25 protein-coding genes and 1 riboswitch are annotated in these 26,475 nt (G+C 39.6%); of the genes, 7 read left to right on the top strand and 18 right to left on the bottom strand.

The genetic code is table 11. The features are described from left to right. Positions 1–78 precede the first annotated feature (78 nt). Positions 79–1,494 (bottom strand): MATE family efflux transporter, encoded by a 1,416-nt coding sequence (locus tag AC5WOE_RS05920; RefSeq protein WP_496049631.1) that lies wholly within the window; start codon positions 1,492–1,494, stop codon positions 79–81. A gap of 195 nt (positions 1,495–1,689) precedes the next feature. Here AC5WOE_RS05920 and AC5WOE_RS05925 point away from each other — a divergent pair, with 195 nt between their 5' ends. Further along, complete coding sequence (locus AC5WOE_RS05925) at positions 1,690–3,219, top strand: MDR family MFS transporter (protein WP_496052142.1); 1,530 nt, start codon at positions 1,690–1,692, stop codon at positions 3,217–3,219. A gap of 14 nt (positions 3,220–3,233) precedes the next feature. Here AC5WOE_RS05925 and gcvPB read toward each other — a convergent pair whose 3' ends face one another. The 3 genes from gcvPB to gcvT are packed head-to-tail and all read right to left on the bottom strand — an operon-like array spanning position 3,234 to position 7,128. Next, complete coding sequence (gcvPB, locus tag AC5WOE_RS05930; protein WP_496052143.1) at positions 3,234–4,685, bottom strand: aminomethyl-transferring glycine dehydrogenase subunit GcvPB; 1,452 nt, start codon at positions 4,683–4,685, stop codon at positions 3,234–3,236. After that, positions 4,682–6,031 (bottom strand): aminomethyl-transferring glycine dehydrogenase subunit GcvPA, encoded by a 1,350-nt coding sequence (gene gcvPA, locus AC5WOE_RS05935; protein WP_496052144.1) that lies wholly within the window; start codon positions 6,029–6,031, stop codon positions 4,682–4,684. Before gcvPA ends, gcvPB begins: the two co-directional genes overlap by 4 nt. Beyond that, a complete protein-coding gene (gene gcvT / locus AC5WOE_RS05940; RefSeq protein WP_496052145.1) occupies positions 6,028–7,128 on the bottom strand; it encodes a glycine cleavage system aminomethyltransferase GcvT in 1,101 nt (366 codons plus the stop codon). Before gcvT ends, gcvPA begins: the two co-directional genes overlap by 4 nt. 145 nt (positions 7,129–7,273) lie before the next feature. Next, positions 7,274–7,378, bottom strand: a riboswitch (glycine riboswitch). A 157-nt stretch (positions 7,379–7,535) separates the two neighbouring features. On the opposite strand from gcvT, the gene AC5WOE_RS05945 reads away from it, so the two are divergent. The 3 genes from AC5WOE_RS05945 (at position 7,536) to AC5WOE_RS05955 (ending at position 10,473) form a co-directional block, all read left to right on the top strand. Next, entirely contained in the window at positions 7,536–7,886 is a 351-nt protein-coding gene (locus AC5WOE_RS05945; protein WP_496052146.1) for a hypothetical protein, read from the top strand. 65 nt (positions 7,887–7,951) lie between these two features. Beyond that, positions 7,952–9,664: a DEAD/DEAH box helicase gene (locus tag AC5WOE_RS05950; protein ID WP_496052147.1), complete on the top strand. Its 1,713-nt coding sequence runs from the start codon at positions 7,952–7,954 to the stop codon at positions 9,662–9,664. Continuing rightward, positions 9,652–10,473: a YqhG family protein gene (locus AC5WOE_RS05955; RefSeq protein ID WP_496052148.1), complete on the top strand. Its 822-nt coding sequence runs from the start codon at positions 9,652–9,654 to the stop codon at positions 10,471–10,473. The genes AC5WOE_RS05950 and AC5WOE_RS05955 overlap by 13 nt, the downstream gene beginning before the upstream one ends. Before the next feature lie 351 nt (positions 10,474–10,824). Here AC5WOE_RS05955 and AC5WOE_RS05960 read toward each other — a convergent pair whose 3' ends face one another. From AC5WOE_RS05960 to AC5WOE_RS05985, 6 genes are all read right to left on the bottom strand, one after another. Continuing rightward, a complete protein-coding gene (locus AC5WOE_RS05960) occupies positions 10,825–11,571 on the bottom strand; it encodes an amino acid ABC transporter ATP-binding protein (protein ID WP_496049624.1) in 747 nt (248 codons plus the stop codon). 12 nt (positions 11,572–11,583) lie between these two features. Beyond that, positions 11,584–12,264, bottom strand: a complete 681-nt coding sequence (locus tag AC5WOE_RS05965) for an amino acid ABC transporter permease (protein ID WP_496049623.1) — start codon at positions 12,262–12,264, stop codon at positions 11,584–11,586. A 110-nt stretch (positions 12,265–12,374) separates the two neighbouring features. Beyond that, positions 12,375–13,154 carry a transporter substrate-binding domain-containing protein gene (locus tag AC5WOE_RS05970; protein ID WP_496052149.1) on the bottom strand — a complete coding sequence of 260 codons (780 nt, stop codon included), beginning with the start codon at positions 13,152–13,154 and terminating at the stop codon, positions 12,375–12,377. 160 nt (positions 13,155–13,314) lie between these two features. Continuing rightward, positions 13,315–13,575 (bottom strand): hypothetical protein, encoded by a 261-nt coding sequence (locus AC5WOE_RS05975; RefSeq protein WP_496049621.1) that lies wholly within the window; start codon positions 13,573–13,575, stop codon positions 13,315–13,317. 114 nt (positions 13,576–13,689) lie between these two features. Further along, a complete protein-coding gene (locus tag AC5WOE_RS05980) occupies positions 13,690–14,973 on the bottom strand; it encodes an anti-phage deoxyguanosine triphosphatase (protein WP_496052150.1) in 1,284 nt (427 codons plus the stop codon). Positions 14,974–15,275: 302 nt separating this feature from the next. Next, positions 15,276–15,923 (bottom strand): FMN-dependent NADH-azoreductase, encoded by a 648-nt coding sequence (locus AC5WOE_RS05985; RefSeq protein WP_496049618.1) that lies wholly within the window; start codon positions 15,921–15,923, stop codon positions 15,276–15,278. 267 nt (positions 15,924–16,190) lie between these two features. Between AC5WOE_RS05985 and AC5WOE_RS05990 the strand changes: the two genes are divergently transcribed. Next, positions 16,191–16,349, top strand: a complete 159-nt coding sequence (locus tag AC5WOE_RS05990) for a hypothetical protein (protein ID WP_496052151.1) — start codon at positions 16,191–16,193, stop codon at positions 16,347–16,349. Positions 16,350–16,474: 125 nt separating this feature from the next. Here AC5WOE_RS05990 and AC5WOE_RS05995 read toward each other — a convergent pair whose 3' ends face one another. The 5 genes from AC5WOE_RS05995 to AC5WOE_RS06015 form a co-directional block, all read right to left on the bottom strand. Beyond that, positions 16,475–16,987, bottom strand: a complete 513-nt coding sequence (locus AC5WOE_RS05995; RefSeq protein WP_496049617.1) for an adenine phosphoribosyltransferase — start codon at positions 16,985–16,987, stop codon at positions 16,475–16,477. Positions 16,988–16,992: 5 nt separating this feature from the next. Beyond that, the gene (recJ, locus tag AC5WOE_RS06000; protein ID WP_496049616.1) at positions 16,993–19,302 is read right to left on the bottom strand and encodes a single-stranded-DNA-specific exonuclease RecJ; all 2,310 of its coding nucleotides are present in this window, start codon (positions 19,300–19,302) and stop codon (positions 16,993–16,995) included. A 101-nt stretch (positions 19,303–19,403) separates the two neighbouring features. Further along, entirely contained in the window at positions 19,404–20,303 is a 900-nt protein-coding gene (gene secF / locus AC5WOE_RS06005) for a protein translocase subunit SecF (RefSeq protein ID WP_496049615.1), read from the bottom strand. Then, on the bottom strand, positions 20,293–21,525 hold the full coding sequence (gene secD, locus AC5WOE_RS06010) for a protein translocase subunit SecD (protein ID WP_496049614.1): 1,233 nt from the start codon (positions 21,523–21,525) through the stop codon (positions 20,293–20,295). The genes secF and secD overlap by 11 nt, the downstream gene beginning before the upstream one ends. 154 nt (positions 21,526–21,679) lie before the next feature. After that, a complete protein-coding gene (locus tag AC5WOE_RS06015) occupies positions 21,680–21,967 on the bottom strand; it encodes a post-transcriptional regulator (RefSeq protein ID WP_496049613.1) in 288 nt (95 codons plus the stop codon). Positions 21,968–22,113: 146 nt separating this feature from the next. On the opposite strand from AC5WOE_RS06015, the gene spoVB reads away from it, so the two are divergent. Further along, complete coding sequence (gene spoVB / locus AC5WOE_RS06020) at positions 22,114–23,673, top strand: stage V sporulation protein B (RefSeq protein ID WP_496049612.1); 1,560 nt, start codon at positions 22,114–22,116, stop codon at positions 23,671–23,673. Here the strand turns inward: spoVB and AC5WOE_RS06025 are convergent. Next, the gene (locus AC5WOE_RS06025) at positions 23,670–24,353 is read right to left on the bottom strand and encodes a DUF421 domain-containing protein (RefSeq protein ID WP_496049611.1); all 684 of its coding nucleotides are present in this window, start codon (positions 24,351–24,353) and stop codon (positions 23,670–23,672) included. The genes spoVB and AC5WOE_RS06025 overlap by 4 nt on opposite strands. A 133-nt stretch (positions 24,354–24,486) precedes the next feature. Between AC5WOE_RS06025 and AC5WOE_RS06030 the strand changes: the two genes are divergently transcribed. Further along, positions 24,487–24,867, top strand: coding sequence for a TIGR04086 family membrane protein (locus tag AC5WOE_RS06030; RefSeq protein ID WP_240873911.1), 381 nt, complete (start codon positions 24,487–24,489; stop codon positions 24,865–24,867). Between the two features lie 15 nt (positions 24,868–24,882). Here the strand turns inward: AC5WOE_RS06030 and yajC are convergent, their stop codons facing one another. Continuing rightward, positions 24,883–25,257: a preprotein translocase subunit YajC gene (gene yajC, locus AC5WOE_RS06035; protein WP_496049610.1), complete on the bottom strand. Its 375-nt coding sequence runs from the start codon at positions 25,255–25,257 to the stop codon at positions 24,883–24,885. 12 nt (positions 25,258–25,269) lie between these two features. Beyond that, positions 25,270–26,406, bottom strand: a complete 1,137-nt coding sequence (gene tgt, locus AC5WOE_RS06040) for a tRNA guanosine(34) transglycosylase Tgt (protein WP_496052152.1) — start codon at positions 26,404–26,406, stop codon at positions 25,270–25,272. Positions 26,407–26,475 lie beyond the last annotated feature (69 nt).

Here is a 26,475-nt window from a genome sequence, read left to right on the forward strand (position 1 = left end):
TCCCCCAGAGCGAATCACTTGCTCTGAGGGTCTTTGTGTGAACGAGACAACCATTTGCACAGACTGCATGTCTGTACTCTACTTGTTTTTTTTGGGCAGCTCCCATTCACCAGAGTAAAAGTATCGAGTGAAAATGGCCATCTGCATGAACCAGAACACTGAATCCAGGGTCATGATGGTAAGGAGACTTGCACCTAGCGAGTGTGCGATCCAAAGGGAAACTAGAAACACGAAGTTAGACCATCGGCCACTCTTCCGAAAAATTTTGGTCGCCTGTACGCCATCCAATGATCTCTGTACGATCATAGAAGGAAGTGAGACCAATTCGTTGATCATCTGAAAGATGATCCATGTCCCTGTCATTTCCACTACTTGTGTATTGTCGGAGAAAAAGAATGATGCGATACTCTCTCCCGTGAGGATAAGGATAGTCCCCACCACAACAACTACACCTGCAACAAACTTGACCGTACTCCATGTGTACCGCCTTACCAAGGAGAAGTCAGCGTTCCCATATGATTTAGACACATGGTAATTAACGGCCGATCCTAGTCCTGCAAGAAAGGCGAAGGCAATATCGCTGATCGTATCAGAAATGCGCTTGGCAGGCAGTGTCACTTCTCCATATCCTTGAAGAATATGCCAAAAGACTCCCATGCTCACACGATAGATCAGCATATTTTCCAATTTCGGGAATGCTTTCTTGAGGAGATACTTCTGAACATCCCAAATCGGCCCTGAAAACGCCAGTTTTCTTGCAAATACTCCCTCACGGAGCTTGTTCAGCAAGAAAACCATTTCTACTATGCGCCCTAGAATCGTTGCCCAAGCGACACCTTCAAGGCCAAATCCTAGAAGATATACCCCTAGAGTCCCAGCAACTACATGGGTGATGTTCCCAATCACACCACTGGTAGCGCTGATCCCCATTTGCTTAGTTCCTTGAAAGATCGACTTCATGGCCGATACAAGAAAGGTCAATCCGATACATCCTCCAACAATTTGGAAGTAGGAAGCGCCATATACCGCTACTGTCTCCTCTGTACCAGAAAATCGCAGGATTTGCACTGGAAAGACAGCAGCCAGTAAACCCACCAAAACCCCAAGGATCGCTGTGAGCACTACAGCGTTGATACTTACGGTTTGTACAAGCAGCGTTTCTTGATCACCACTAGCAACCAGTTTTTTCAACTTCTTCAGACTTTCTGGGAAGTTTTTTTTCTCTTCACTGGTCGACTGTCCGATCAACGAACGAGCCACTTCATTGATGGCATTGTCGAAAGCACTGCAAAAAAGCTGTACGATCAGCACTGCTGACACAGCAGAAATCGCAGCAATTCCTAGGTGAGATAGCAAAAGCATGTTGATTATGCTATATGCTAGTGTTGAAAAGCTATCCAAACTTCCCCACTTGGAAGTTTGGAGGACAGGGTACACCGTCAGTTGCTTTATTCTGTAAGTCCATGCGAACTGGAAAATGCCCAACAGTAACATTGTCGCTCCATGATTCGAGTGTTTTCTATCTACATTTATCTTAAATATCGGAATGTTCAATTGCAATAAAAACGGAAGTTTAAACAAATTTTATGTAGGTCGAAATTTATTTTTTCGCGAGTAGAAATGTTATATCATGATAAGGGGTTAGAATACTTATATGTCTTTTCGCAAATGAAACGAGGTTACAAGACCATGACATCTTATACACAAACAGAACCCTTTTCGGAGTCCAGCAAAAAAACAAAACGAACACGTGTATTTGTCTTTTTGTTGATTACGATGTTTATGATATCCATCGAATCCACAATAGTAGCAACAGCTGTACCTGAAATAGTAGCAGAATTAGGCAATTTTTCTGCTTATAGCTGGGTTTTTTCAGCATTTTTACTCATGCAATCAGTCACCACTCCTATATATGGAAAGCTGTCTGATTTATTTGGACGAAAGCCAGTTTTTTTGATTGGAACAGCCATTTTTTTAGTAGGTTCTCTTTTGTGTGGACTGGCCACATCGATGGGATTGCTCATTTTTTATCGATTTATCCAAGGGATCGGTGCTGGAGCTGTGATGCCGATTGCGACAACATTAGTGGGGGATTTGTATTCGCTAGAAGAACGTTCCAAGATCCAAGGCTATTTATCAAGTGTTTGGGGTATTTCTTCGGTGATAGGTCCCCTTGCTGGTGGATTGATTGTCCAATATGTAAGCTGGGCTTGGGTGTTCTGGGTCAATATCCCACTTGGCATCGCCAGTTTAATTGGGATTCAGCTGTACCTACATGAAAAAGTGGAAAAGAAAAAGCCATCGATTGATTACCTTGGTGCGAGTCTATTTTCCATTTCTATTTCCGCTTTGATGCTTATTTTGATTGAGGGTGGTTCTAACTGGGGTTGGATCTCTTCTCCTACTATTTCTTTATTTGTTGTATTTGTCATTACGATCGCAATTTTTCTCTGGTGGGAAACAAAAGCGACTTCTCCAATGATTCCACTATCTTTATGGAAAAATAAACTGATCGCGGTAGCAAATGTATCCACTCTACTAGCAGGTGCATCGATGATCGGATTGGCAAGTTTCTTACCTACCTACGTTCAAGGAATCATGGGATCTTCTGCACTTGTTGCTGGATTTGCCCTGACAGCTATGTCAGTAGGATGGCCAATCGCCGCAAGTGCTACTGCAAAATTGTTTCCAAAAATAGGATTCCGTTACACTGCTATTCTTGGTGGGATTTTTCTTATTTTGGGCTCCCTCTTTTTTATTACACTCGATCCGAGTAAAGGCCCTATTTGGGCTGGAATAGGTTCATTTGTAATCGGGGTTGGAATGGGGTTTGCTACTTCTACTTTTACGATTTCCATCCAGAGCAGCGTTGGTTGGGAGATGAGAGGGGTAGCAACTGCTTCTAGTATGTTTATGCGATCTGTTGGCACAACACTAGGAACCGCAATTCTTGGCGGGGTTCTCAATTTTCAATTGAAATACTATTTAGATCAGCATCATACAAACAATCTAAAACTCTCTTCAATCGACGCAGCTAATATTTTATTAGACCCTGTCAAAAAAGGCCAACTGAGTGAGGAAGCTCTGCACTTACTTCAGAATGGGCTGCAAACTGCTCTGCATACCGTGTTTTGGGGTGTTGGTGTATTTGCAGTATTAACCTTTTTGTCAACCTTATACTTTCCCTCTCTTCAAAAGGAAAAACAGCCGGAATCATAATCCCGGCTGTTTCTTTAATTTCGGCTCCATCTCAGTTTTGGCTTACGGGCAGCTAGTACTTCATCAAGTCGTTTCACTAAAGTATGGTGGGGTGCTTCTTGTACCATTTCAGGTGTTTCTTCTGCTTCTTTGGCGATTTGGATCATGGTATCGATAAAGTGATCGAGTGTTTCTTTACTCTCTGTTTCTGTTGGTTCAATCATCAAACATTCTTCTACAATGAGCGGGAAATAAATAGTCGGTGGATGAACACCAAAATCAAGTAATCGTTTAGCTATATCTAAGGTACGAACACCTGACTTTTTCTGACGATTACCAGAAAGGACAAATTCATGTTTACAAACCTGCTCAAATGGCAGATCATAATAGTCTTTTAATCTTGCTTTCATGTAATTCGCATTTAGTACTGCATTTTCGGACACTAGGCGAAGACCTACAGCTCCCATCGTCCGAATATAAGCAAAAGCTCGTACTAAGATCCCAAAGTTACCATAAAATCCTTTGACCCTGCCAATAGTATTAGGCAAGTCGGTTTCCAGATAATAGGTTCCGTCTTCTCTTCTTGCAGCAAGAGGTTTTGGCAGAAAAGGTACTAATTCTTTTTTCACTCCAACTGGACCTGCTCCAGGGCCTCCCCCACCATGTGGTGTCGTAAATGTTTTATGCAAATTGAGATGCACAACATCAAAGCCCATGTCACCAGGCCGAGCAATTCCTAATATCGCATTGGCATTTGCTCCATCGTAATAGAGTAAACCACCTGCTTCATGCACAAGCCTGGCTATCTCTACGATTTCTTCTTCAAAAAGTCCAAGTGTATTAGGGTTTGTCAGCATTAAAGCAGCTGTATCATCACCCAATACTTCTTGAAGAGCAGCTACATCTACAAGCCCTTTTTCGTTGGAAGGAATAGTAATAGTCTCAAACCCAGCAACTGTTGCACTAGCAGGATTGGTACCATGCGCAGAATCTGGTACGATAACTTTGTTTCGCAAGCCTTCCCCTCGACTTTGATGATAAGCTTTTATCATCATCAATCCGGTCCATTCCCCTTGGGCTCCTGCTGCTGATTGTAAGGTAACTCCATCCATACCTGTTATTTCAGCTAAGTCTTGTTGTAATTCAAATAAAAGCTGTAAGGCTCCTTGTACCGTTTCTTCTGCTTGATAAGGGTGAATTTTTGCCAATCCTGATAGTCTTGCAACATCTTCATGCACTTTTGGGTTGTATTTCATCGTACAGGAACCCAGTGGATAAAATCCATTGTCCACCCCATGATTTCTCCGCGAAAGTTCGGTGTAGTGACGCATGAGATCGAGTTCAGACACCTCCGGCAGATCTGCTGCTTCTTCTCGTGCATATTCATTTGGTAACGTTTCTACTTCTGGAACATCAAGTACTGGCAAACTATGGGCAATTCGTCCGGTACGACTCAATTCAAAGATGAGAGATTTGTGTGCTTTCATACCAATAATTCCTCCAATGCCTGACATAGCGCTGCAATATCTTCTTTTGTTCTCTCTTCTGTTACCGCAATGAGCATATGATCCGCTAGTTCTGGATAAGAAGTACCAAGATCGTAACCACCGATAATCCCGAAAGAAAGCAATTTATGATTGATCTCTTTGATCGGTTTGGATAATTGAACAACAAACTCATTATAGAATGGTGTTGAAAAAACTACTTCTACTTCATTGATCTTACTTAATTCTTGTCTGGCATAATGAGCTTTGTGGAAATTTTGTCTCGCCACCTCCTGCATTCCCTCTTTCCCCATCGCACTCATATAGACAGAAGCTGCTAAGGCGTTTAAAGCTTGATTGGAGCAGATATTAGATGTCGCTTTGTCACGGCGAATATGTTGTTCTCTCGCTTGTAAGCTCAGAACAAAGCCGCGGTTTCCATCTTCATCTACTGTTTCTCCAACAATTCTACCGGGAATACGACGCATCAAAGCTTTGGTAGTAGCAAAAAATCCACAGTGTGGACCACCGAAAGACGCAGATATACCAAGAGGCTGCGCATCACCAACCACGATATCTGCTCCATATTTGCCAGGCGGTTTTAACATTCCTAGTGAATTAGGATTACTACTGACAACAAATAAACCTTTATCCCGATGAGTTAGTTTCTCAATTGCCGTCAAATCTTCCAAATGACCAAAGAAATTAGGAGATTGGACGATGACAGCCGCTGTTTGGGAGTTTACTAATTCTTCTAATGCTAAAGTATCTGTTATCCCAGCTTTATAAGGTATTTCAATGATTTCATAGCCCAATCCATCAGAATTGGTTTGAAGAATTTCTCGAGCTTCTGGATGGACAGTACGAGAGACGAGAATCTGTTTTCTCTTTGTGACTCCTGTTGCGAGATTTGCTGCTTCTGCTAGGGCTGTTGGACCATCATACATGGAGGAGTTAGCTACATCCATAGCTGTTAGCTCTGCGATCATCGTCTGAAATTCAAAGATTGCTTGAAGCTCTCCTTGGCTGATCTCCGGTTGATAAGGAGTATAAGCAGTATAAAATTCAGATCGAGAAATAACATGACCAACTACACTTGGAATATGATGATCATATACCCCTGCACCAAGAAAAGAAGCGTGTGTATCAGTGGATATATTTTTACTTGCTAACTGCCGCATGTGACGAACTAATGTGGACTCCGCCATGGGAGCTGGTATTTTCATCTCCCCTTGAAAACGAATACTAGCAGGGATTTCATGGAATAAATCTTCTACTGTATCTACCCCAATAGTTGCAAGCATCTCAGTACGATCTTTTTCTGTCATTGGTAGATAGCGCTGTTTCATCCTCTTGCCCTCCTGTAAAATGGCGTTGGTACAAGCTTTGCTTTCACTCGTTTTCCTCTGATCTCTACTTCTACTATTTGGTCCATCTGAGCAAAATATGAATCAATAAGAGCTAAACCAATATTTCGTTTGGTCAATGGGGATTGTGTTCCAGAAGTCACTTCTCCTACTAATTGATCTTCTATATAAATGGAATAGTGACTTCGAGGAATTCCTCTGTCGATCATTTCAATTCCAACTTTTTTCCGCTTTACTCCTGCTTCTTTCTTAGAAAGTAACGCATTTGATCCAATAAACGCTCCCTTGTCTAACTTCACAGCAAATCCCAATCCTGCTTCCAAAGGAGAAATCTGAGCCGATAATTCTTGTCCATAGAGGGGTAATGCTGCTTCCAGTCTCAAAGTATCTCTTGCTCCAAGTCCACAAGGAATTAACTGATATTCCTCACCTGCTTGAAGCAGTTGTTTCCAGAGTTTCTCTGCATCTTTTGCATTTACATATAGTTCGAAACCAGCTTCCCCTGTATAACCTGAACGAGAGACCATAGTTCGAATTCCACATATATCGATGTTCATAGCAAATTGAAAGGAAGACAAAATCGCCAGATCAAAAGTCGTACAACGTTGTAAAATTTCCTCTGCAAAAGGTCCTTGCAAAGCGAGTAATGCCGTATCTAGGGAACGGTCTACAATCGTTACTTGATCATCTTGGAGTTGATCTTTTAACCAAGCAATATCTTTATCGATATTGGATGCATTGATAACGAGCAAAAATCCATTTTCCTGCGTTTGATACACTAATAAGTCATCAACTGTTCCACCATCTGGGTAACAAAGCAAGGAGTACTGAGCCTGACCTACCGTCAGTTTATGAATATCGTTGGTAGTCACGCGATTTACAAATTTCTTTGCATCCTCTCCCGTGATCTCCACTTCCCCCATATGAGAGACATCAAATAGTCCAGCACGTGTTCGAACTGCTTCGTGTTCATCCTTAATACTGGAAAATTGAACGGGCATCTCCCATCCACCAAAAGGAACTAGTTTTGCTTCATTTTTATATACCGAATAAAGGGCTGTTCGTTTTAATGCTGTCATCCTTGCACCTCCAAATCATTTCCATCAAAAAAGACAGAGAAATTCCTTATCTCATAAAGAATTCCTCTGTCCTTGGTACCTGAGAGTTCTGTCCTTGAGTGGACATGCCCCTTTGGCGGCTCATAAAGAGCGCTCTCCAGAGTGACGTCCGACGAGCCTCCTTTTGCCTGAGAGATTCACCTGTACAGGTTTGCTCCTTCGGCGCCAACCCCTAACAATACTGGGGTGTGGTCTCTCCTCTCGTCTTCAACCGTCAAAAGTTATGTATTTGTCTCCTCCATTTTGCCATAAAAACCGATCATTTGCATGCTTTATTTGAAAGAAAGTACGTCTTTTCCAGCTTGCCAAATTCTTTGTTTTTTTATAATTAAAATAGATCAAAATATTGAAGTGTACGATGGAGACACATGCGATACATCACTTTTTCCAGAATGCTATTCCTGCTAACTTCTTGTTCCTCTTTGGCTCAACTCCCCATTCAACTAGACAAGTTGGGCCTTAATATTGGTGAAGTAGTCGCTACCTACACTCTCATTCAATGTATCTTCATTGTTGTTGGCTCCGGTTTTTTTGTTTGGCTCACCGATTTCCTGAAAAAAGGAATTCGAGGGGTAGTGATGCTCTCACTTATCCTTTTCATCTGTGCCAACATTCTATACGCGATTGGTTACTGTTATGTAAACGTAGGAGTAATTTATACCGCGCAGTCGTTTCATGCTATGGCATCTTCTCTGTTTATGCCACATTTACCTCCATGATGCATTATTTACCAAAAAATAACTCATACTACATCAGATACCAATTATCTAAATGGAGAAGAAAAATGAATACACCTCCGATTCGTTTTCATCGTGAATGGCTGCCTATTTTCCAAGACCAAGTTGAAACAGATTCTGGATGGGCAAACTGGGATCGGTTTCAGCTTGCCATCGAAGCTGCCAAAGTTACTGCTGTACCTGAATTCGACACCCTTTTATGCCTAAATCAACTTCAAGGGATAGAGCCACTTCCTCATCAAATTGATGTCACCAAACGGGTCATCCAAGAAATGCGAGGCAGGGCGATTCTTGCTGACGAAGTCGGTTTGGGTAAAACCATCGAAGCAGGGTTGATTTTAAAAGAATATCTCATACGTGGTTTGGTACAAAAAGTATTGATCCTTGTACCTTCTTCACTCGTTTTACAATGGACAAGAGAACTAAACCAAAAATTTCAAATTCCAGCAGTCCCACAAAAAAAAGCATGGATGTGGGATAAATATGATATTGTGGTCGCTTCGATGGATACAGCAAAACGTGATCCTCATCGGGAAGTAGTTCTTTCCCAACCCTACGACCTGTTAATAGTGGACGAAGCGCACAAACTAAAAAATCGCCGAACAAAAAATTGGCAGTTTATCAGTGAAATGCAAAAAAAGTATTGTTTACTGTTGACTGCAACTCCTGTACAAAATGAAATGGAAGAACTATATAATCTAGTTTCCCTTTTAAAACCAGGGCAACTTGGCAACGAATCTCGTTTTAACAAAGATTTTGTTGCGGGAAAACGCTTAGCAAAAAATGAAGATCAACTGCGTCAAGAGATCAGCCGCGTCTTGATCCGTAATCGACGTAAAGAGAGCGATCTTCCCCTTACAGAGCGGATTGTCCAAACCATCCCAATCGAACTTACTCCAGAAGAAAAGGCCTTGTATGAAGGGGTGAGCGATTTTGTCAGAGATCGTTATTCTTCTGCTGCTGATCTCAAAAGTATGTTATCATTGCTCGTTTTACAAAAAGAAGTATGCAGTAGCCGTGATGCTGTTTTTTTGACGCTTTTTAAATTATTCCAAAAAGGTAATGGAGAGGAAGCATCTATACCTCCTGAAGTGAATCATTTGATTCACTTATTACGTGCAGTGACGACTTCTTCCAAAGTAGAAGCAGCGGTTAACTTAATTAGCGGTTTGGACGATAAAGTAATCTTATTCACAGAATATCGTGCAACCCAAGAAATGCTGATGCGGGCACTGGCAGCGAAAGGAATACATGCTGTACCTTTTCGAGGTGGATTTAATCGAAACAAAAAAGATTACATGATGGAGATTTTTCAAAAAAGAGCTCAAGTCATGATCGCAACAGAAGCCGGAGGCGAGGGAATCAATCTTCAATTTTGCCATCATATCATCAATTACGATATGCCTTGGAATCCGATGAGAGTAGAACAACGCATTGGACGCGTTCACCGTTTAGGTCAAAAAAATGATGTCCATATCTACAATTTTGCTACGATCGGGACAATTGAAGAACATATCATATGGCTGCTTCATGAGAAAATAGCACTTTTTGAGTCCGTTATCGGTGAGCTGGAAACCATTTTAGAGAGTCTAGAAAAGGACACTTCCTTAGAAAAAAATCTGATGGATATTATGATAAAAAGCAAAACCGATGAAGAAATTCGAATTCAACTCAGTCAAATCGGGGATCGCTTCCAAAACGTGAAAGAGGAGCACCTTCAGGAGAATGCTAAGAAAGAGGAGTTACTGTGGACCAAATAGCACTAAGAAATTTTACCGAAAGATACCTAGAAACCAATGGTTGCCGAATTATGGAATCTACTCCTTTCTATCTACATACTCAATTATCTATAGAAGCAGATAAAGATTTGGTCAATCGTCCCTATTATTGGATGTATGTAGAAAAAATGAATTTACCAGCAAATCCCCTGCAACTCTGCCTTGTTTTTGACCCTGAAAATCCACCTGAAGATAGACGAGCAGAATACCTTTTTTATGGATCACCAAGGTTTCGACAACTGTTACGATCCGCTCAGAAACAAGGTAAATTTGTCCGTCTCTATCAAGAACCTTCAGGCTGGTCCCAGTATTCTTCTCAATCAAAAGGCTACACACCTTGGCTATCTGTGCATTTTCTGATTTCCTATGTCTGTGATCAGAAAAAAGATCGAGTATCGTCTTATGGTATCAACTTGCAAACTGGTCAAATTAATACCAATTTTGCAGATGAACTCCATCAGTATAAATGGACACTCAAGCTTCCAGAAAAAAGGTATACATTAAGCCCCCGCATGACCATACAAGAAGCTGTTGGAGAAATCGAATATTTCCTTACCGAAGAATTGACAGAAGAAGATCATGGATGGGCGGAAGATGCCCAAAAGCGGCTGAAAGAGGAACTAAAACAAGTAAATACCTATTTTCCTGACGAAGCAAAACAAACGGATGAGCAAAAATCAACAAAAACAGCACGCCAAAGAGAATGTATCTGGCAATATCATCCACGGATCGAAGTAGACTTAATCTCCGCAGGTCTCTTTTATCTAGAAAGTGGATCGCAAAAGCAATAAGGCTAAGCAATTGTATGCTCAGCCTTAATATTTATCGTTTCCTACATAAATTTCGACGGCTCGGACTGGGGGGTCCGAGCCTCTTTCTAGTTCTTCGGCTTACTCTTGTAGGTATGGAAGCCTCCAAACCACACAGCAGCTGCCGCGAGGACCAGAAGGAGAAGAAAGGCAAATCCTATTCCAGACAACGGAAAAAGGAATACAACCACCACAACCAAAAGAAGCACGGCGACTGCGATCTTCCCGCCAAACACCGAACGCTCGTTGGTCGCAGAAGTTATCTCAGGAGTTTCCACACCAGTACCTTTCAGATCTACTAATTATAAATAGTATACTTATTTAACATGGAAATCACAACTGACTAAATCTTTCCAAAAATTGCTTTGTTCGCTCCATTTGTGGTGTTTCAAATATATCTTTTGGCTTTCCTTGCTCCACGATCTGTCCTTGATCAATGAAGATAATTCGATCAGCTACTTCTTTTGCAAACGATAATTCATGAGTCACGATCAACATCGTCTGGTCTCCCAATGCAAGTTGGCGAATGGTTGCTAATACTTCCCCGACGAGTTCTGGATCTAGTGCGGAAGTTGGTTCATCTAACAAAAGAACTTCTGGTTCCATTGCTAGTGCTCGGGCAATGGCTACCCGTTGCTGCTGACCGCCAGATAACTGATCAGGATAAGCATCTTGTTTTTCTTGTAAACCTACCTGTCTTAATAGTTGGTCAGCTTGTGACGCTGCTTTGCTGGGTGAAACACCTTTCACTTGAATCGGGCCTTCCATTACATTTTGTTTTGCTGTCATATGTGGAAAGAGATGAAAACTTTGAAAGACCATGCCCGTTTTCGCTCGTAATTGTCTTATTTCTCGTTCTGCTACTTTCTTTTTCTCTTGGAAGGAAAGAACAGCATTATTAATTTGAACAGTTCCAGATGTTGGTTTTTCTAATAAATTTAAACACCGTAAAAAAGTTGACTTCCCTGATCCACTCGGACCAATAATCGCAAGAACTTCTCCTCTTTTCACCTCGACATCTATCCCATGCAACACTGCTTGATCACCAAAACGTTTTACCAGATTGGAAACTTGAATCATCTGTCTTTCCTCCTATTTCGTAAATTTCCCATATCGATCTTCTAAACGGTCTTGGACCCAAGCAAGTATCGTACATACAATCCAGTAAAAAATAGCAACCAAAATATACATGGTAAGGTAATCAAATTCTCTACCGCCAATAATTTTGGCTTGATAGAGCATTTCTGGGACTGTGATCATCGAGAGTAAGGAAGTATCTTTCACCAAACTGAGCAATGTATTAGCCAGAGATGGCAGTGCCACTCGAAGTGCTTGAGGCATCACAATGCGTCTTAATGCTTGTCCATATGTCATATTTATCGAATAAGCTGCCTCCCACTGCCCTCTGGGAATCGAAAGCAGTGCTCCCCGGAAAGTTTCAGCAGAATACCCGCCCACATTCAACGAAAGACCAATAATCGCCGCAAGAAAAGGAGTCAGGTTAATTCCGATCACAGGCAAGCCAAAATATAAAATAAATAATTGTACCAACAATGGTGTCCCTCGAATGATAGATATGTATACCCTTGCTGGGTAACGTAAAATTTTGGCGGAAGACATTCTCATCAGAGCTACAATTAATCCGATTAATAATCCGATAACAATCGTGATCAATGTAATAATAATCGTATATTTTAACCCTTGCAAAACAAACCATGCAGAGCTTTTCGCTAACTGGAAATCAAATAAATTATTCCATTGTATTCCACCCAATGCGTTTCTCGTCCCCTCTTATATAGCTCCCTCTTACTATGCTCATGAAGGATTGTAGATAAACGGAAAAGTAGCTTGCCATAAAAGCTACTTTTCCTTAAACATCATTCTTATTTGGATACATCCATGCCAAAGTATTTATTTGATATTTTCGCAAGGGTACCGTCTTTCTTCATTGCTTCTAGTGCCTTATTCACTTCATCTACCAATTTTTTACTGTCTTTTGGAAACGCCAGCGCAGAAGATGACTTCTCTACTTGTTCTCCTACTGTTTTAAGAGGGAGATGAGTTTGCTTCATCATTTCTGCAATTGCTAAGCGGTCATTCATGCTCAAATCAATCCGGCCAGCTGCTACATCACGCATCGCACTCATCATATCTTCATAAGGAACGATAGTTGCACCAGCATCTTGAGCCATCTTTCCGTAATTACTTGTTGTAGTTTGACCTGCTTTTTTGCCTTTTACATCTTTAATAGAATGGATCGTAGTATTATCATTTTTCACCACAATTTGCGCATAAGACACCGTGTAAGGAGTAGAGAAATCAAATTTCTTTTGTCTCTCCGGTTTAATCCCTACTTGGTTTGCCACCATATCTATTTTTTTGGAAGAGAGACTAGTCAACATTCCATCCCAAGGAATTTCTTTGAACTGGACTTTGAGCCCTAATCTTTTTCCTACTTCACGAGCTACTTCTACATCAAATCCTGTTAATGCATTTGTTTTTTCATCATGATAACTAAATGGTTTATAAGTTCCTTCTGTACCAACTACCAATACTCCGCTTTCTTTTACTTTTGTATAGATGTCATTGGTGGTTCCGACACTACACCCTGCTAATAACAGAAAAGCCAATAGAAAGGGAGCAAACCATATTAAACGCTTCATACATCCGACTCCTCTTACCTTTATTAGTAAAAGCATGTTCCAAACTAATATTATTATACATAACTAAAAATTTAAGTCAATAAAACCAACTTGATAAGTCGGATTTAAATCAAAATAAAAATAGATAAGATAACATTGCCCTCTTATCTATTTCACATTTTTAGAAACGCTTCCGATTCGATTTTGGTAGATTTTCACTGTTCTGCATAAACAGCAACTGTGTCTCCACGTCATGAATTCTTTCTTGAAGATAACGTATCTCTCGATTCAGTCGATAAAATTCTTCTTCATACAGATTTTCTAATCGATCCATTCTCTTTTCTATTTCGCGTGTTTGATTGCTATATTGATTTTCCATCAACTCATAACGCCGGTCTACACTCTCTAAGAGAACTCGGATAATGTCATGCAACTCATCCATGCAAAAACACTCCTTACCGTGACGATAAAACTTGCAAACCCTAGAAAGAGATTTTGTTTATATTTATCCAAATAATACCATTTTTTAGTTTCTCTTATCAAGCAGGAATTTAGACTAGAGATGTGGAATAAAAGATGCCCCATCTCCTCTTCCAAAAAGCTGTTGGTATACTTTCATTGCATACGGATCAGTCATACCTGATATATAATCACAGACCACTCTTGCTTTATCAAAAGTAGATATCCCTTTCTTGATCGTCAGCCGATCATTATGGGGTAATAAATTTGGTTCGTTCATCATCGCTTCAAATAACTGCTTAACGACAAATCTACCCTTCCAAGCCATCGTTTGGACGGTTTGTGAATATACTACTTCATCGATTACTAATTGTTTTAAAATACGAAGCAGCTCAAATCGCTCTGCCATTAATTCAACGCGATACTTCAATCGAGGCGAACTCGCATCTACTTCGTTTTCTTTTAGCTCTACACCAAAAACAAAATAAGAAATCATTGCAGATATTAACTGTTTTAAATCATATTTAAAGTGATCGGTTCGCAAAAAATGTTTTTCAAACCCTGGAAAGGAAGACAATATTTTCGTCAAAGCAGAAGAATGAATGAAACCTAGATTGATCGCGTCCTCCACATCATGGGTTACATAGGCAATATCATCAGATAGTTCTAATAAGGAACACTCCCATGATTTCCGAACTGTCTTTTGGAAACCTTCCTCTGTCGTCTTGGTTTCCATGTAATAATTTTTTTCTTCCTGTGACAGAGGCTCCATCATCCAGTGAAAAGCTTCTTCGTCTACTTTATATATATTAGCCTTAGGCGGGTGTTCTTTGTTGGTACTTTTGCCAATCGCATCATCGAGAATGATAGGATATTTTACAATAGAATAGAGAAGAGCACGCGTTAAATTTAATCCTACGACTTTATCTCCTTCTATGCGGGATAAAATGCGAAACGTCTGGGCGTTCCCTTCAAATCCTCCATAATGATACATACAATCATGTAGAGCTTGTTCGCCATGGTGACCAAAGGGGGGATGACCAAGATCGTGAGCTAATGCTGCTGCTTCAAGTAGAGACACGTCAAGAGAAAAATCAGCTCCAAGTTTTGGATCATGTGCATTTAAAAAAATAACAATGCTGCGAGCTATCTGCGCTGCCTCCATGGAGTGCGTCAGTCTTGTACGATGTAAATCACCTGCTTCTGAGCCTATCACTTGGGTTTTGGCTTGAAGCCTACGAAATGAAGCACTATGTACGATTCGCCCATAATCCCGTTCAAATGGGTCTCTTGTTTCAAGTGGAGAAGTGAAGGCAGACTTCCTTCTCGCTGAATCATCTTGGGTATAACATCTATTCGTTAGATCGGAAGAAATAATCATTTTCTCAGCCCCATCTCAAAGAAAGTTGCAAATACTTGTGCTTTTTTCTACTATTTAAATTAAAGCAAAAGATTGTCGAAGGGAGTATGAAATGGATTTTTTTCATAACGTGTCCAAAGATTTCCGAAATGCTCAGTGGGATTTTCCCAAAGTCGATATCCCGATATTTAAAAACTTCCATCCTTTTTCCAATGAACAAGATTTTATTCTGACGATTGTTTTTATTATTCTACTATTACTACTCATTTTATCTCAACAAAAGTAAAAAAGTACAACCACATGGATTGTACTTTTTTACTTATTTACGCTCGAACTGTTTCACCTGAAAAATTTCTTGCGACTTCTCTCGCTTTTTCAATTGCGTTAGCAACAATTCCCTCTGCTTTACTCGGATCAAATGACATTCCTTCGGCAACAACAGTTTGAATATCTGTAACTCCTAGGAAATTAAGCACTGTACGAAGATAGCGATCTGCAAATTCCAATTCTTTCGCAGGTCCTTCAGAATAAAAACCGCCTCGTGCTTGGATATGCACCACTTTCTTTTCACCAAGCAAACCAATTGGACCATTTTCCGTATATTTGAATGTTTTCCCAGCAATACAAATCGCATCGATATATGCTTTCAATTTTGGTGGAAAGAGGAAGTTCCAGAAAGGTGTTACAAATACATATTTATCTGCTGCTACGAACTCATCTGTGAGTTCAGCAATTCGCTCTACTTTTGCTCTTTCATCTGCTGAAAGGTCTTCCCCTTTTGAAAGTTTTCCCCACCCACTAAATACATCAGCATCAATCATCGGTATATCCAGGTTATATAGATCGAGATGGACTACTTCATCTTGAGGATTTTCTTTTTGGTATTCTTCTAAAAATGCTTTTCCAGTACGCAAACTGAAAGACTCTGCGACTGGTTTTGGATTTGCTGTAATATACAATACTTTTGCCATTAATAATTACCTCCGCAATCTTAATCATTACTGCGATTATTGTTCTCTTTTTAATTGTGAATTATGTAAGTAAGATAGCAGTAAGAATGACAAACGTATTTATCCAAAAAGGGCAACGATAACAACAAAAAATCAATCTGGGATAAATCCTACATTTTTACCCATTCCCCGAAAAGGAAAACACCTACAACAATTTTTTACAACCGGGACCAGATCAATTATGTGGGCATTGTGCAGATGGTGTTTTAGCTGTGGGAGAGTTGGGGTATGGCTCCTGCTGGATATGATGCAGCATATTTGTATTGTCACAGTCTTCTCGTTCCTGAAACTACTAAACAAGTCTATAACACTTTTCGAGACGTACTGGAAAGCAAAGATGGATACATAGCACAGTTGTATGTGATAACGCAGAGTCGACCAAGGTGATTATATGGAGCTTGCAGGTCCTTTACATAAAGAAGCAAGGAAATTAAAAATGTTGATTGTTTAATCCTTTATCATTTTTCAAAACCAGAGTACAAAAAAATGAGGTGGTACAAACCACCTCACTTCTAATATTGAACCAATGTCTGTATGTCGATATCTCCTAATTTTTCACGTCCATCTAAGTAAGCCAGCTCAATTAAAAATGCTGCGCCTACCACTTCAGCATCTAGTTGCTTTACCAATTCAAGTGTCGCTGAAATGGTCCCGCCTGTAGCTAATAAATCATCTGCTATAAGCACCCGCTGACCAGGCAATATTGCATCTTTATGCATGACAAGCGAGTCTTGACCATATTCCAGATCATATGTGACTTCAATCGTTTCATGCGGAAGTTTATTTGGTTTACGAACAGGTACAAATCCAACTCCTAACGCATAGGCCAGAGGTGCTGCAATAACAAAACCTCTAGCCTCAGGTCCAACAATTAAATCAATTTTTTTATCTTTATAAATGTCTACTAGTTGATTGATCATGAATTGGTAAGCAGGACCATTTTTCAATAGAGTTGTAATATCTTTGAAGCGAATACCCGGTTGAGGAAAATCCGGGATAACGCGAATTATATCTTTTAAGTTCATGTACGTTATGCTCCTTTAATTGTTTTGCTCAATTCACGAAAAGAAGAATAGATAAGTGTCTGAAGTACTTCTGCTTGGTCTCTTCCTTGTTGATATATGTTGGATTCGAATAAATCACGTTTTATTGGATTAGCTATAACTTCTACTTGATCATCCTCAATGGCAATAAAATTTAATTCCTCAAAAACATCCATTAAAAAACGAATAACTCTAGCAGACATAGCAAGACGTTTACTCAATGCATCAATACTCGCCTGCATTGGGATACGGGTAGAACGTTTCGCCCAAAGTGTTTGATACATAAGCTTACATTTCTCACGACTGGGAACGACTGGTAAACGATATACCATATCTTCATCACCAAAACAAACATAGATACGCTCCGTATTCTTTAAACTTTGAATTACTGTTTTAAACCTCACAACGGATGGAGGAGCATCCAAGAGAGCAAGATGAGCAAATGGGAGATCGTGGGGAATATCGTCATCCCATGTGTACAATTGTCCTTCTTCTAAATTGGTATACCTCTCTTTGCTCGAAGAAATACATAGCACCGCTTTTCCAGCTAACTCTGCGACTCTAGCTTCTTTTCGATTGGTACGCCAATCAAATATTTGCAGATGAGGGATAGCCAAGTCTCGTATCAAAACCTGCGCTTTTCTTCTCCCATTCCACTCGTTTACTTGCAATTCTCCCACGATTTGAGTATTCGCCCCAACTGTTAATTGATTTGCAAGTTCACTACACCGAAAACGAACCGCTTCCAATTTATTACCACTATCATCTTTTAAATGTAATTTGAGATGATTAGATTGACCACCCATCCAATCTAATCGGTAAGCCTCTGTTTCTTCAATTTGAAACAAAGGAACTGGGTTGCCAATACCATAAGGCTCTAGTTGATTTAATGAATCAATTAACGCCGTATTTGCATCTGCTATTGAAATCTTTTCTTCAACCAGCGTTTCTTTTATATAATCTGCACTAGTCAACCACTCTTCGGCTAATTCTGTAAGCTTGGAATGAAAATGAGGCAGATTCGTTTCTGTTAGAGCCATTCCTGCTGCCATTTCGTGGCCTCCATAAGTCGATAGCAGTCTACTGGCTCCTGTCAATGCTCGATGCAAATGAAATCCACGAATACTTCTTGCAGACCCTTTTAAAAGACCTGTTTTCTGATCTTTTCCAAGTACAATAGTAGGTCGATAAAATGTCTCTACCAGCCTGGATGCAACAATCCCAACTACTCCTAAGTTCCAATCTTCTTTATATACCACGATTACTTTGCTGTGTAATTGTTTATCTGCTTCTACTTGGGCAACTGCTTCCATTGTGGCAGTATCTACCAATGTTTGACGTTCGATGTTTTTTTCATTTAATAACATCGCCAACTGCTTAGCTCGTGTTTTATCTTTCGTAGTTAACAATTCTACTGCTTCTGTAGCAGAAGAAAGCCTTCCAATCGCATTAATACGAGGACCTAGAGAAAATCCTACATGTCCAGCATTTACTTTTTTCTCAATCCCCGAAACTGCCATTAATTCAGTCAATCCTATATTGGTCTGTGAATTCATGCAGTTCAAACCAAAAGAAGCAAATATCCTGTTTTCTCCTTTTAAGGGAACTAGGTCGGCAATAGTACCTAATGCTACTAAATCAAGCCAACGAGTGGGAACTTCTCCCAACAAGGCTGTGGCCAATTTTGCAGCTACTCCGACTCCAGCAAGCTGTTTATCTGGATAGGAACAATTTGGCTTTTTGGGATTTAAGACAGCCACCGCTTCTGGAATTACCGCAGAAGGTTCATGATGATCAGTAATAATGAGATCTAAACCGATGGATTTAGCAAATGCAGCTTGTTCCACGGCGCTAATCCCTGTATCAACTGTCACCAGTAAACTTATTCCCTCGTCTTTGGCTGATTGAATGGCCGCTTGATGTAGCCCATATCCTTCTCGAAATCGATTTGGAATATAGTAGTCTACTTGTGCTCCAAGTACTTCAAATACTTGTAGCATCAAGCTTGTACTCGATACACCATCTACATCATAATCACCATAAATTCTAATTCGTTCTTGATTTTGGATGGCAGCTCTGATTCTCTCGACTGCTTTGGTCATATCATGTAGAAGAAAGGGATCATGCAAAGAGTCCAAGGAAGGTTGTAAAAACCGTTTGACTTCTTCTTTTTCACGCAGACCTCTTCGTATCAAAATGCGAGCTACCATGGGATGCAAAGAAAGCTCATCTTTTAATATTTGAATTTCCTCAGAAGCTACTGGTATCGTATTCCATCTAGATTTGGGATGTAGCAACTCCATACCCCCTCTCTTCCTTTGAACAATGATAAAACCGCGAAGTTCGCGGTTTATCTCTACCGATCATTTTTTCTCTAAAATGCTGAAACAAGCAGTCTCTATGCAGAGGATGACACTTTCTTTTGAATTGATTTCCATGTCCATACGATCCATATTTGACTTGCGATGAAAATGGATGAATATGCTCCCGAAACCAAACCTAGTATAAGAGCTAAGGAGAAATTGCGAATACTCTCCCCTCCTAGCAGAACCAAAGCCAATGCCGCTAAGAGAACAGTAACAACTGTATTAATAGAACGAACTAATGTTTGTCGAATACTTTCATTGACCATGGATGCTAGATCTTCCCATTTTTTAGGCTGCTGACGATCATAGTTTTCACGAATTCGATCGAAGATAACGATCGTATCGTTGATGGAGTATCCAATAATTGTCAGGATAGCTGCAATAAACACAACATCAACCTCGATTTGAAAAATGGAGAAGATACCAATTGTGAACAATGCATCATAAAACAACGTAATAACAGCTGCTATAGCAAATCGGTGTTCAAACCGAATAGACACATAAATAACAATAGCCACACATGCAAGCAAAGTAGCGATAATCGCGTTTCTCGCCAATTCACGACCAATGATAGGATCTACAACTTGCGATTGAACACTAACTTTTGTTTTAAATGCTTTGTTAAAAGCAGAGGTTATTTCAGCTACTTTGGCAGGATTTATCGTTTCAGAAGTACGAAAAATGAGTATATCTGATTTTTTCCCACCCACTCGTGCATTCGGATTTTGATATCCGAGCTTGGTAAGTATGTTTTTAGATTCATTGATATTCACTGTTTTACCAATGGAAATATCCAATCTCGTTCCGCTTACAAAATCTATCCCCAAATTTAACTGTTGTACAAACAAAGAGACAATTCCTGCAACAATCAGGAGAATCGAGATACCAAAAAACAATTTCCGTTTTCCTACAAAATCTATGTTATAAGTCACTAATCTCATCCTCTTTCACATTAAACCAGCTAGGCTTGTTCATCAGATTAGATTTAACCAATAAATTTACCATGATTCTTGATAATGCTACTGCTGTTAATAAACTTACGATGATCCCAGCCATGAGGGATACAGAAAATCCTTTTACTGCAGCTGTTCCAAAGTAAAAGAGTAACAAAGATGCAACAATCGTGGTCACGTGAGCATCAATAATAGTTAGGAAAGAACGTCTAGATCCCGTTTTCACTGAAGCACGAACACTCTTTCCATGCCGCAGTTCTTCTCTTATGCGTTCATTCATAATGATATTAGCATCGACTGCTATCCCAATTCCTAATATAAAGGCAGCTAGCCCTGGCAAGGTTAAGGTCATATTTAACGCATCAAAAACCAACAGCACAAGATAACCGTATGCAATCAAAGTAATAACGGCTACTAGACCTGGTAAGCGATAATAACCGATCACAAAAATAAATATAGCTAAAATCGCATAGGCACCTGCTTTCAAACTATCTTTTAATGCCTCTTCCCCTAAACTTGCATCTACTGCATAACTTTGAACCTCTGTGAGCTTAATAGGCAGTGCTCCTGCATTTAGCAGACTTGCTAAATCTTGAGCTTTGTCTACCGTCTCTTGTCCACTGATAGTAGCTCGTCCCCCTGGTATCGCTTGCACGATAGTCGGAGCACTCAACTCATTTTCATCTAAGTAGATGGGCATTGGCTGCCCTATGTATTTACGAGTAATCGCCTCAAATTTCTTAGCATCTGTAAGTTGAATTTCTACGAGCGGCTGATTGTTCGAATCATAACCCACTTTGGCACTACCTGGTTTTAAATCTGTTCCTTTTAGTAACACTTTCTTTCCAGTAGGGTCACGAAAAGTCAATTGTGCTGGCTTTCCAATAATATCACGAGCTTTTTTCTGATCCTTGACTCCGGCTATTTGTACACGGATTCGATTGGGGGGCTCAATGGTTATATCCGGCTCTGTAACGCCTAAGATATCAATCCGATTCCGGATCGCACTCGCTGTTTGGTTCAAGATATCTGTATTTACTTTTTGGTTGGGAGCAGCTTGATAAAGTACTTCAAATCCTCCCTGTAAGTCTAATCCTTTGGTAATCCTACCCCAGATTGTTTCGGTTGTGGACAAAACAGTTCCGAGAATGATTACAGTAAGGAGGACAAATATCACTATTTTACCGCGTTTTACTCTCATCCTTCATACTCCTTCATCTCTCATAAAAACATTGTCTGCAAAAAATTACAATTCCATTATCCCAGCAGAAGAATAACGTTGTCAAACATACAAAAATATACTATTACTTATGTACGAAAAAGAGCGACTCAAGCGAGTCGCATAAATTTTTAGGCTAATCAGCTTTATAAACACTTAACATCAGCCAGTTCATAAACCGATTTGCTTTTAAAGACATAATATCATTTACAAGACGATTTAATCTTGGCCAACCACGGCGATATCCTTCTGATACACATGCCCAAATTTGTTCCCCAGTCACATCTTCATATCCATACATACGAAATTCATCTGCTTTACTATCACATAAATCTTCTATACAATTTTTCAACTCTTGTTCTGTCAATAATTCGACATCGGTACGGTTTCGTTTCATACTAACTGCTCTTAATGCTTTTGCCATTTTTTTCATCCTTTCTCTCTATCTACTATCGCAAAAATTCGACATCTATCATGTCGCTTCCTGCTAATGGATAACTTTCAGACATGGAACCAACGGACAAGGCATACAAATTTTACAAAGGATCTGTGAACGAGAAGGGGAGGCTTATGACCAAACAAGGTTTTCTCTATGGAACCATTATCCTAGTTGGGGCTGGATTTATCACTAAAATACTAGGTTTTGTATATCGCATTGCCTTATCTCGGATTATTGGAGATGAGGGAATGGGATTGTTCCAAATGGTTTTTCCTATTTTAATCTTCGCTGTAGTAGTTACTACAGCAGGTATTCCTGTAGCTATCTCAAAATTGATTTCAGAAGCGGAAGCACGAGGAGAAGAAGATCGTGTTCCAGCAATACTTATTGTATCAATCTTTATCGTATTGATCACCAGTGTAATCATTGCCATTTCTATTTTTTTTGGGGCATCTAAAATTGCACATGTGTTACTCACAGATGGCAGGACGATCTATACTCTGTTAGCCATAACACCTGTTATCCCTATTATCGCTATATCTTCGATCTTTCGAGGTTATTTTCAAGGTCGACAAAATATGAGCCCTTATGCAATTGCACAAATCGCAGAGCAGATGGTAAGAATATTTACTGTTATTTTTCTAGCACAATATTTATTGCCATATGGAATTGCATATGCTGCTGCTGGAGCAATGTTAGGGATGGTAGTAGGAGAATTTGTAGGGATGATCTACATTTATATCAGTTATCGAAGAGATGAAAAGTATGTACCTCTCACCTTGTTTCAAAAACCAAAACACCTTATGAGAAGTCTGAAAGAAGTCTTACGTGTTTCTGTTCCAGTTACACTGAGTAGAATGATAGGTTCTCTCTCCTATGCGTTAGAACCTATTGTAGTTGCCCAGAGTCTCGCTATCGCTGGAATCGCTACATCTGTCGCCACTGCTCTTTATGGTCGATTGGAAGGAATGGCAATACCCCTCATTTTCTTTCCAACTTTTATCACCTATGCCTTAACCGTATCACTCGTGCCAGCTATAAGTGAGGCAGCTGCTCAAAATCAACCAAAACTTATCGAACATCGACTACAACAAGCAATTCGCCTCTCCCTTTTAATTGGAGCTCCTTGTACCGTTTTTATTCTGATTTTAGCTGAACCATTGTCTATATTACTCTACCACAAAAAAGAGATCGCACATATGATTTATATCATCGCACCTGTGTCATTTATTCATTATTTGCAAGGTCCATTTGCATCAGTCCTGCAAGGATTAGATAAAGCAAATATTGCCATGCGAAATTCGATTATTGGCGCAATTTTAAAGATTCCACTTATCTTTTTACTCGCTTCAAGACCCTCTCTAGGTATTGATGGAGTAGCTATCGCTATTAATATAGGAATTATTTTAGTCACAGGACTTCACTTTATCAGCATTTTAAAATATGTGCCAATTTCTTTACATCTAAGACCCATTTCGAAACTAACTTTTTCAGTGATAACTATGGGTGCAGTTGCTTATTATTTAATCCAGCAAGAAGGCACACCATTGCTGCAAAAAGTACTCTTAACTAGTATTAGCAGTTTTGGTATCTATTTTATTTGCTTGTTACTTTTCAGTCTTGTTCGAAAGACAGATGTAAATCGAATTCCTTATGTAGGTAAATGGATTGCCAAAGTATTGCCCAGCTAATGTTTTTTGTCTTTTGCATCAATAAATAGCTTACCTTCATAATTCACACTGACATAAAAGATATCTGACAATTCTTTATAACCTTTTTTACGCAGTTCTTTTTTTAGCCAAAAACGATTTTGACCGATCTGTTGTAATCCATCTTCTAAAACTTTTCCTTCGAGTACAACTGGAACAGGAGGATGAAAGGTCTGTAGATTTTTTAGTTTCATATCTTCTTTTGTCACTGCTGTTTTTCCTACTTTAGGAAAAACACTTAATTTTCCTGATGTCTCTAAGATGGCATACTCTACATCGCTGATATTGGATATATTTTTTTCTCTTAGCTGCATCATTAAATCATCTAAATTATATCTACTTTTCGCCATAACACGATCTAATATTTGACCATGTTGCACAATGACTGTTGGCTCCCCATCAATCAGTTTGCGAACACTTTTATTTTTCAACATGATAAAAGAGAGCAAGATCTGAAGTGTAACTATTGTAACAATTGGAGTAACCCCATTAATAATTTCTAACTTTTTATCTTCTATTATCATCGCAGATAGGTCAGCGAGCATAAAGGAGACGATCAAATCAAACACGGATAATTTTCCTATTTCTCTTTTTCCCATCAAACGCATCATCAACAAAATAAAAAAGTAGATAAAAGTTGTTCGGAGGATCAAGCTCAACATAGTAAATTGCTCCCTTTTCCACTCATGTCCTTTACTATTTTTACCTGATCCCAAGTTTCTATGAGAAAAAATGGTCATAAAAGAAACCTTTTTTCCATAGGTTGTACCAAGAATATCTAGGAGGTTCGACCTTATGAAAGATATCTTACGCACTGGATGGCATTCACCAATGGTGGCAGGACAAATGATACTATGGGCTTTTATTGTCGGATTATCTCTGATTACTGCTTTGTTTCTCCGATTTACTAGCCTGGAAACGAGCAGCTTACCTCCCATTACCTTCTGCATAAATGCAATTGCTCTCTTATCTGCGGGATTTGTATCAGGAAAACGTTCAAGAAAAAAGGGTTGGTATTACGGTGGTCTTCAAGGGATCATTTATACCTTATTTATTTGGCTGATAGCATTTCTCGCATTTGACACTAGTATGCGAGTTGATCCACTCGTCTTTGGAATATTTGCATTTGGAATCGGTGCCTTAGGTGGAATATTCGGGGTAAATACATCAAGATAAAAAAAGCGAGAGAGCCTATTTGGACTCTTTCGCTTCTTCTTTTGTTTCTGTAGGTTCAGTTGTGATTTCTTTGGTCTCAATGGGTGTTTCTTCTACTTTTTCTTTTTTCTCAGATGCTACTGGTGTATCTTCCGAAACTTTGGATTTGATTGCGCCACGCTCAAATACAAGTCTAGTAGTATCACTAACTTTTAGAGTTACTCGTTGCTCATTTAAATCAACAATAGAACCATGAAGTCCACCAATTGTAACTACTTTATCTCCCTTTTTCAAAGCAGAAAGCAGTTGTGATTGTTCTTTACGCTGTTTATTTTGTGGGCGAATCAATACAAAGTAAAGTAGCGCAAACATCACTACGATATACACAATACTCCATGAAGAACTGGTCATCAAGTTTCCTCCCTAAAATGCTTTTGTTGGATTTAGAGATCCATAATATTGGATCATAAATTCTTTTTGAAAATCGAGTAATCGATCTTCCATAATCGCTTTTCTTACTTGCTTCATTAAGTTTAATAAGAAATACAGGTTATGGTAGGTCGTCAATCGTAACCCAAACGTCTCATCTGCTTTGATCAGATGACGTAAATATGCACGAGAATAATTACGACAAGTATAACAATCACAAGCAGGGTCAAGCGGTCCAAAATCCCGTTCATATTTTGCATTACGAATCACCAATCTACCTTGGCTTGTCATCGTTGTCCCATTTCTGGCTATTCTCGTAGGAAGAACACAATCAAACATATCCACTCCAAGAATAGAGCCTTGGATCAATGCATCAGGGGAACCCACACCCATCAAATAGCGTGGTTTATTCACTGGTAAAAGTGGAGTAGTTACTTCCAATGTCTCATACATAAGTTCTTTGGATTCTCCTACACTCAATCCACCGATACCATAGCCGGGAAAATCGAGCTCGACTAATTGCTCTGCACTTTGTTTTCGTAAATCGGCATACATTCCGCCTTGTACAATCCCAAAGAGTGCTTGATCTTCTGGACGTTTATGTGCTTCTTTACAACGTTTCGCCCAACGATAAGTCAATGCTACAGAGTCTTCCACATACTTTCTCTCCGCAGGATAAGGTGCACACTCATCAAATGCCATCATAATATCTGCTCCGAGTGCGTTTTCGATCTCCATCACTCTTTCGGGGGACAAAAACAATTTTTCTCCACTTAAGTGAGAACGAAATTCTACCCCTTCTTCGGAAATTTTTCGCAGATTACTCAAACTAAAGACTTGGAAACCACCGCTATCTGTCAAAATGGGACGATCCCAATTCATAAAGCGATGGAGTCCTCCAGCTGTTTGCACGATCTCATGGCCTGGGCGCAAAAAAAGGTGATATGTATTACTTAAAATAATCTGTGCTTCCATCCCGACTAACTCTTCAGGACTCATCGTTTTCACGGTAGCCAGTGTTCCGACGGGCATGAAAATAGGTGTATCAATTGTACCATGTGGAGTATGTAGTTTTCCCAATCTCGCACCAGATTGCTCACATACTTTAATTAATTCGTAACGAACAGCCAATGTTCCTGTTCCTTTCTCACATCACTTGTTGAAATACACAATATCCATTATACACCAAAGCTTCTGCTG

The sequence above is a fragment of the Shimazuella sp. NTD248 genome, assembly GCF_059510395.1.

Coding starts and splice junctions, on each gene's coding strand:
- AC5WOE_RS05920 (WP_496049631.1), bottom strand. CDS start 1,494: ATGTTACTGTTGGGCATTTTCCAGTTCGCATGGACTTACAGAATAAAG.
- AC5WOE_RS05925 (WP_496052142.1), top strand. CDS start 1,690: ATGACATCTTATACACAAACAGAACCCTTTTCGGAGTCCAGCAAAAAA.
- gcvPB (WP_496052143.1), bottom strand. CDS start 4,685: ATGAAAGCACACAAATCTCTCATCTTTGAATTGAGTCGTACCGGACGA.
- gcvPA (WP_496052144.1), bottom strand. CDS start 6,031: ATGAAACAGCGCTATCTACCAATGACAGAAAAAGATCGTACTGAGATG.
- gcvT (WP_496052145.1), bottom strand. CDS start 7,128: ATGACAGCATTAAAACGAACAGCCCTTTATTCGGTATATAAAAATGAA.
- AC5WOE_RS05945 (WP_496052146.1), top strand. CDS start 7,536: ATGCGATACATCACTTTTTCCAGAATGCTATTCCTGCTAACTTCTTGT.
- AC5WOE_RS05950 (WP_496052147.1), top strand. CDS start 7,952: ATGAATACACCTCCGATTCGTTTTCATCGTGAATGGCTGCCTATTTTC.
- AC5WOE_RS05960 (WP_496049624.1), bottom strand. CDS start 11,571: ATGATTCAAGTTTCCAATCTGGTAAAACGTTTTGGTGATCAAGCAGTG.
- AC5WOE_RS05970 (WP_496052149.1), bottom strand. CDS start 13,154: ATGAAGCGTTTAATATGGTTTGCTCCCTTTCTATTGGCTTTTCTGTTA.
- AC5WOE_RS05975 (WP_496049621.1), bottom strand. CDS start 13,575: ATGGATGAGTTGCATGACATTATCCGAGTTCTCTTAGAGAGTGTAGAC.
- AC5WOE_RS05980 (WP_496052150.1), bottom strand. CDS start 14,973: ATGATTATTTCTTCCGATCTAACGAATAGATGTTATACCCAAGATGAT.
- AC5WOE_RS05985 (WP_496049618.1), bottom strand. CDS start 15,923: ATGGCAAAAGTATTGTATATTACAGCAAATCCAAAACCAGTCGCAGAG.
- AC5WOE_RS05990 (WP_496052151.1), top strand. CDS start 16,191: ATGGCTCCTGCTGGATATGATGCAGCATATTTGTATTGTCACAGTCTT.
- AC5WOE_RS05995 (WP_496049617.1), bottom strand. CDS start 16,987: ATGAACTTAAAAGATATAATTCGCGTTATCCCGGATTTTCCTCAACCG.
- secD (WP_496049614.1), bottom strand. CDS start 21,525: ATGAGAGTAAAACGCGGTAAAATAGTGATATTTGTCCTCCTTACTGTA.
- AC5WOE_RS06015 (WP_496049613.1), bottom strand. CDS start 21,967: ATGGCAAAAGCATTAAGAGCAGTTAGTATGAAACGAAACCGTACCGAT.
- spoVB (WP_496049612.1), top strand. CDS start 22,114: ATGACCAAACAAGGTTTTCTCTATGGAACCATTATCCTAGTTGGGGCT.
- AC5WOE_RS06025 (WP_496049611.1), bottom strand. CDS start 24,353: ATGTTGAGCTTGATCCTCCGAACAACTTTTATCTACTTTTTTATTTTG.
- AC5WOE_RS06030 (WP_240873911.1), top strand. CDS start 24,487: ATGAAAGATATCTTACGCACTGGATGGCATTCACCAATGGTGGCAGGA.
- yajC (WP_496049610.1), bottom strand. CDS start 25,257: ATGACCAGTTCTTCATGGAGTATTGTGTATATCGTAGTGATGTTTGCG.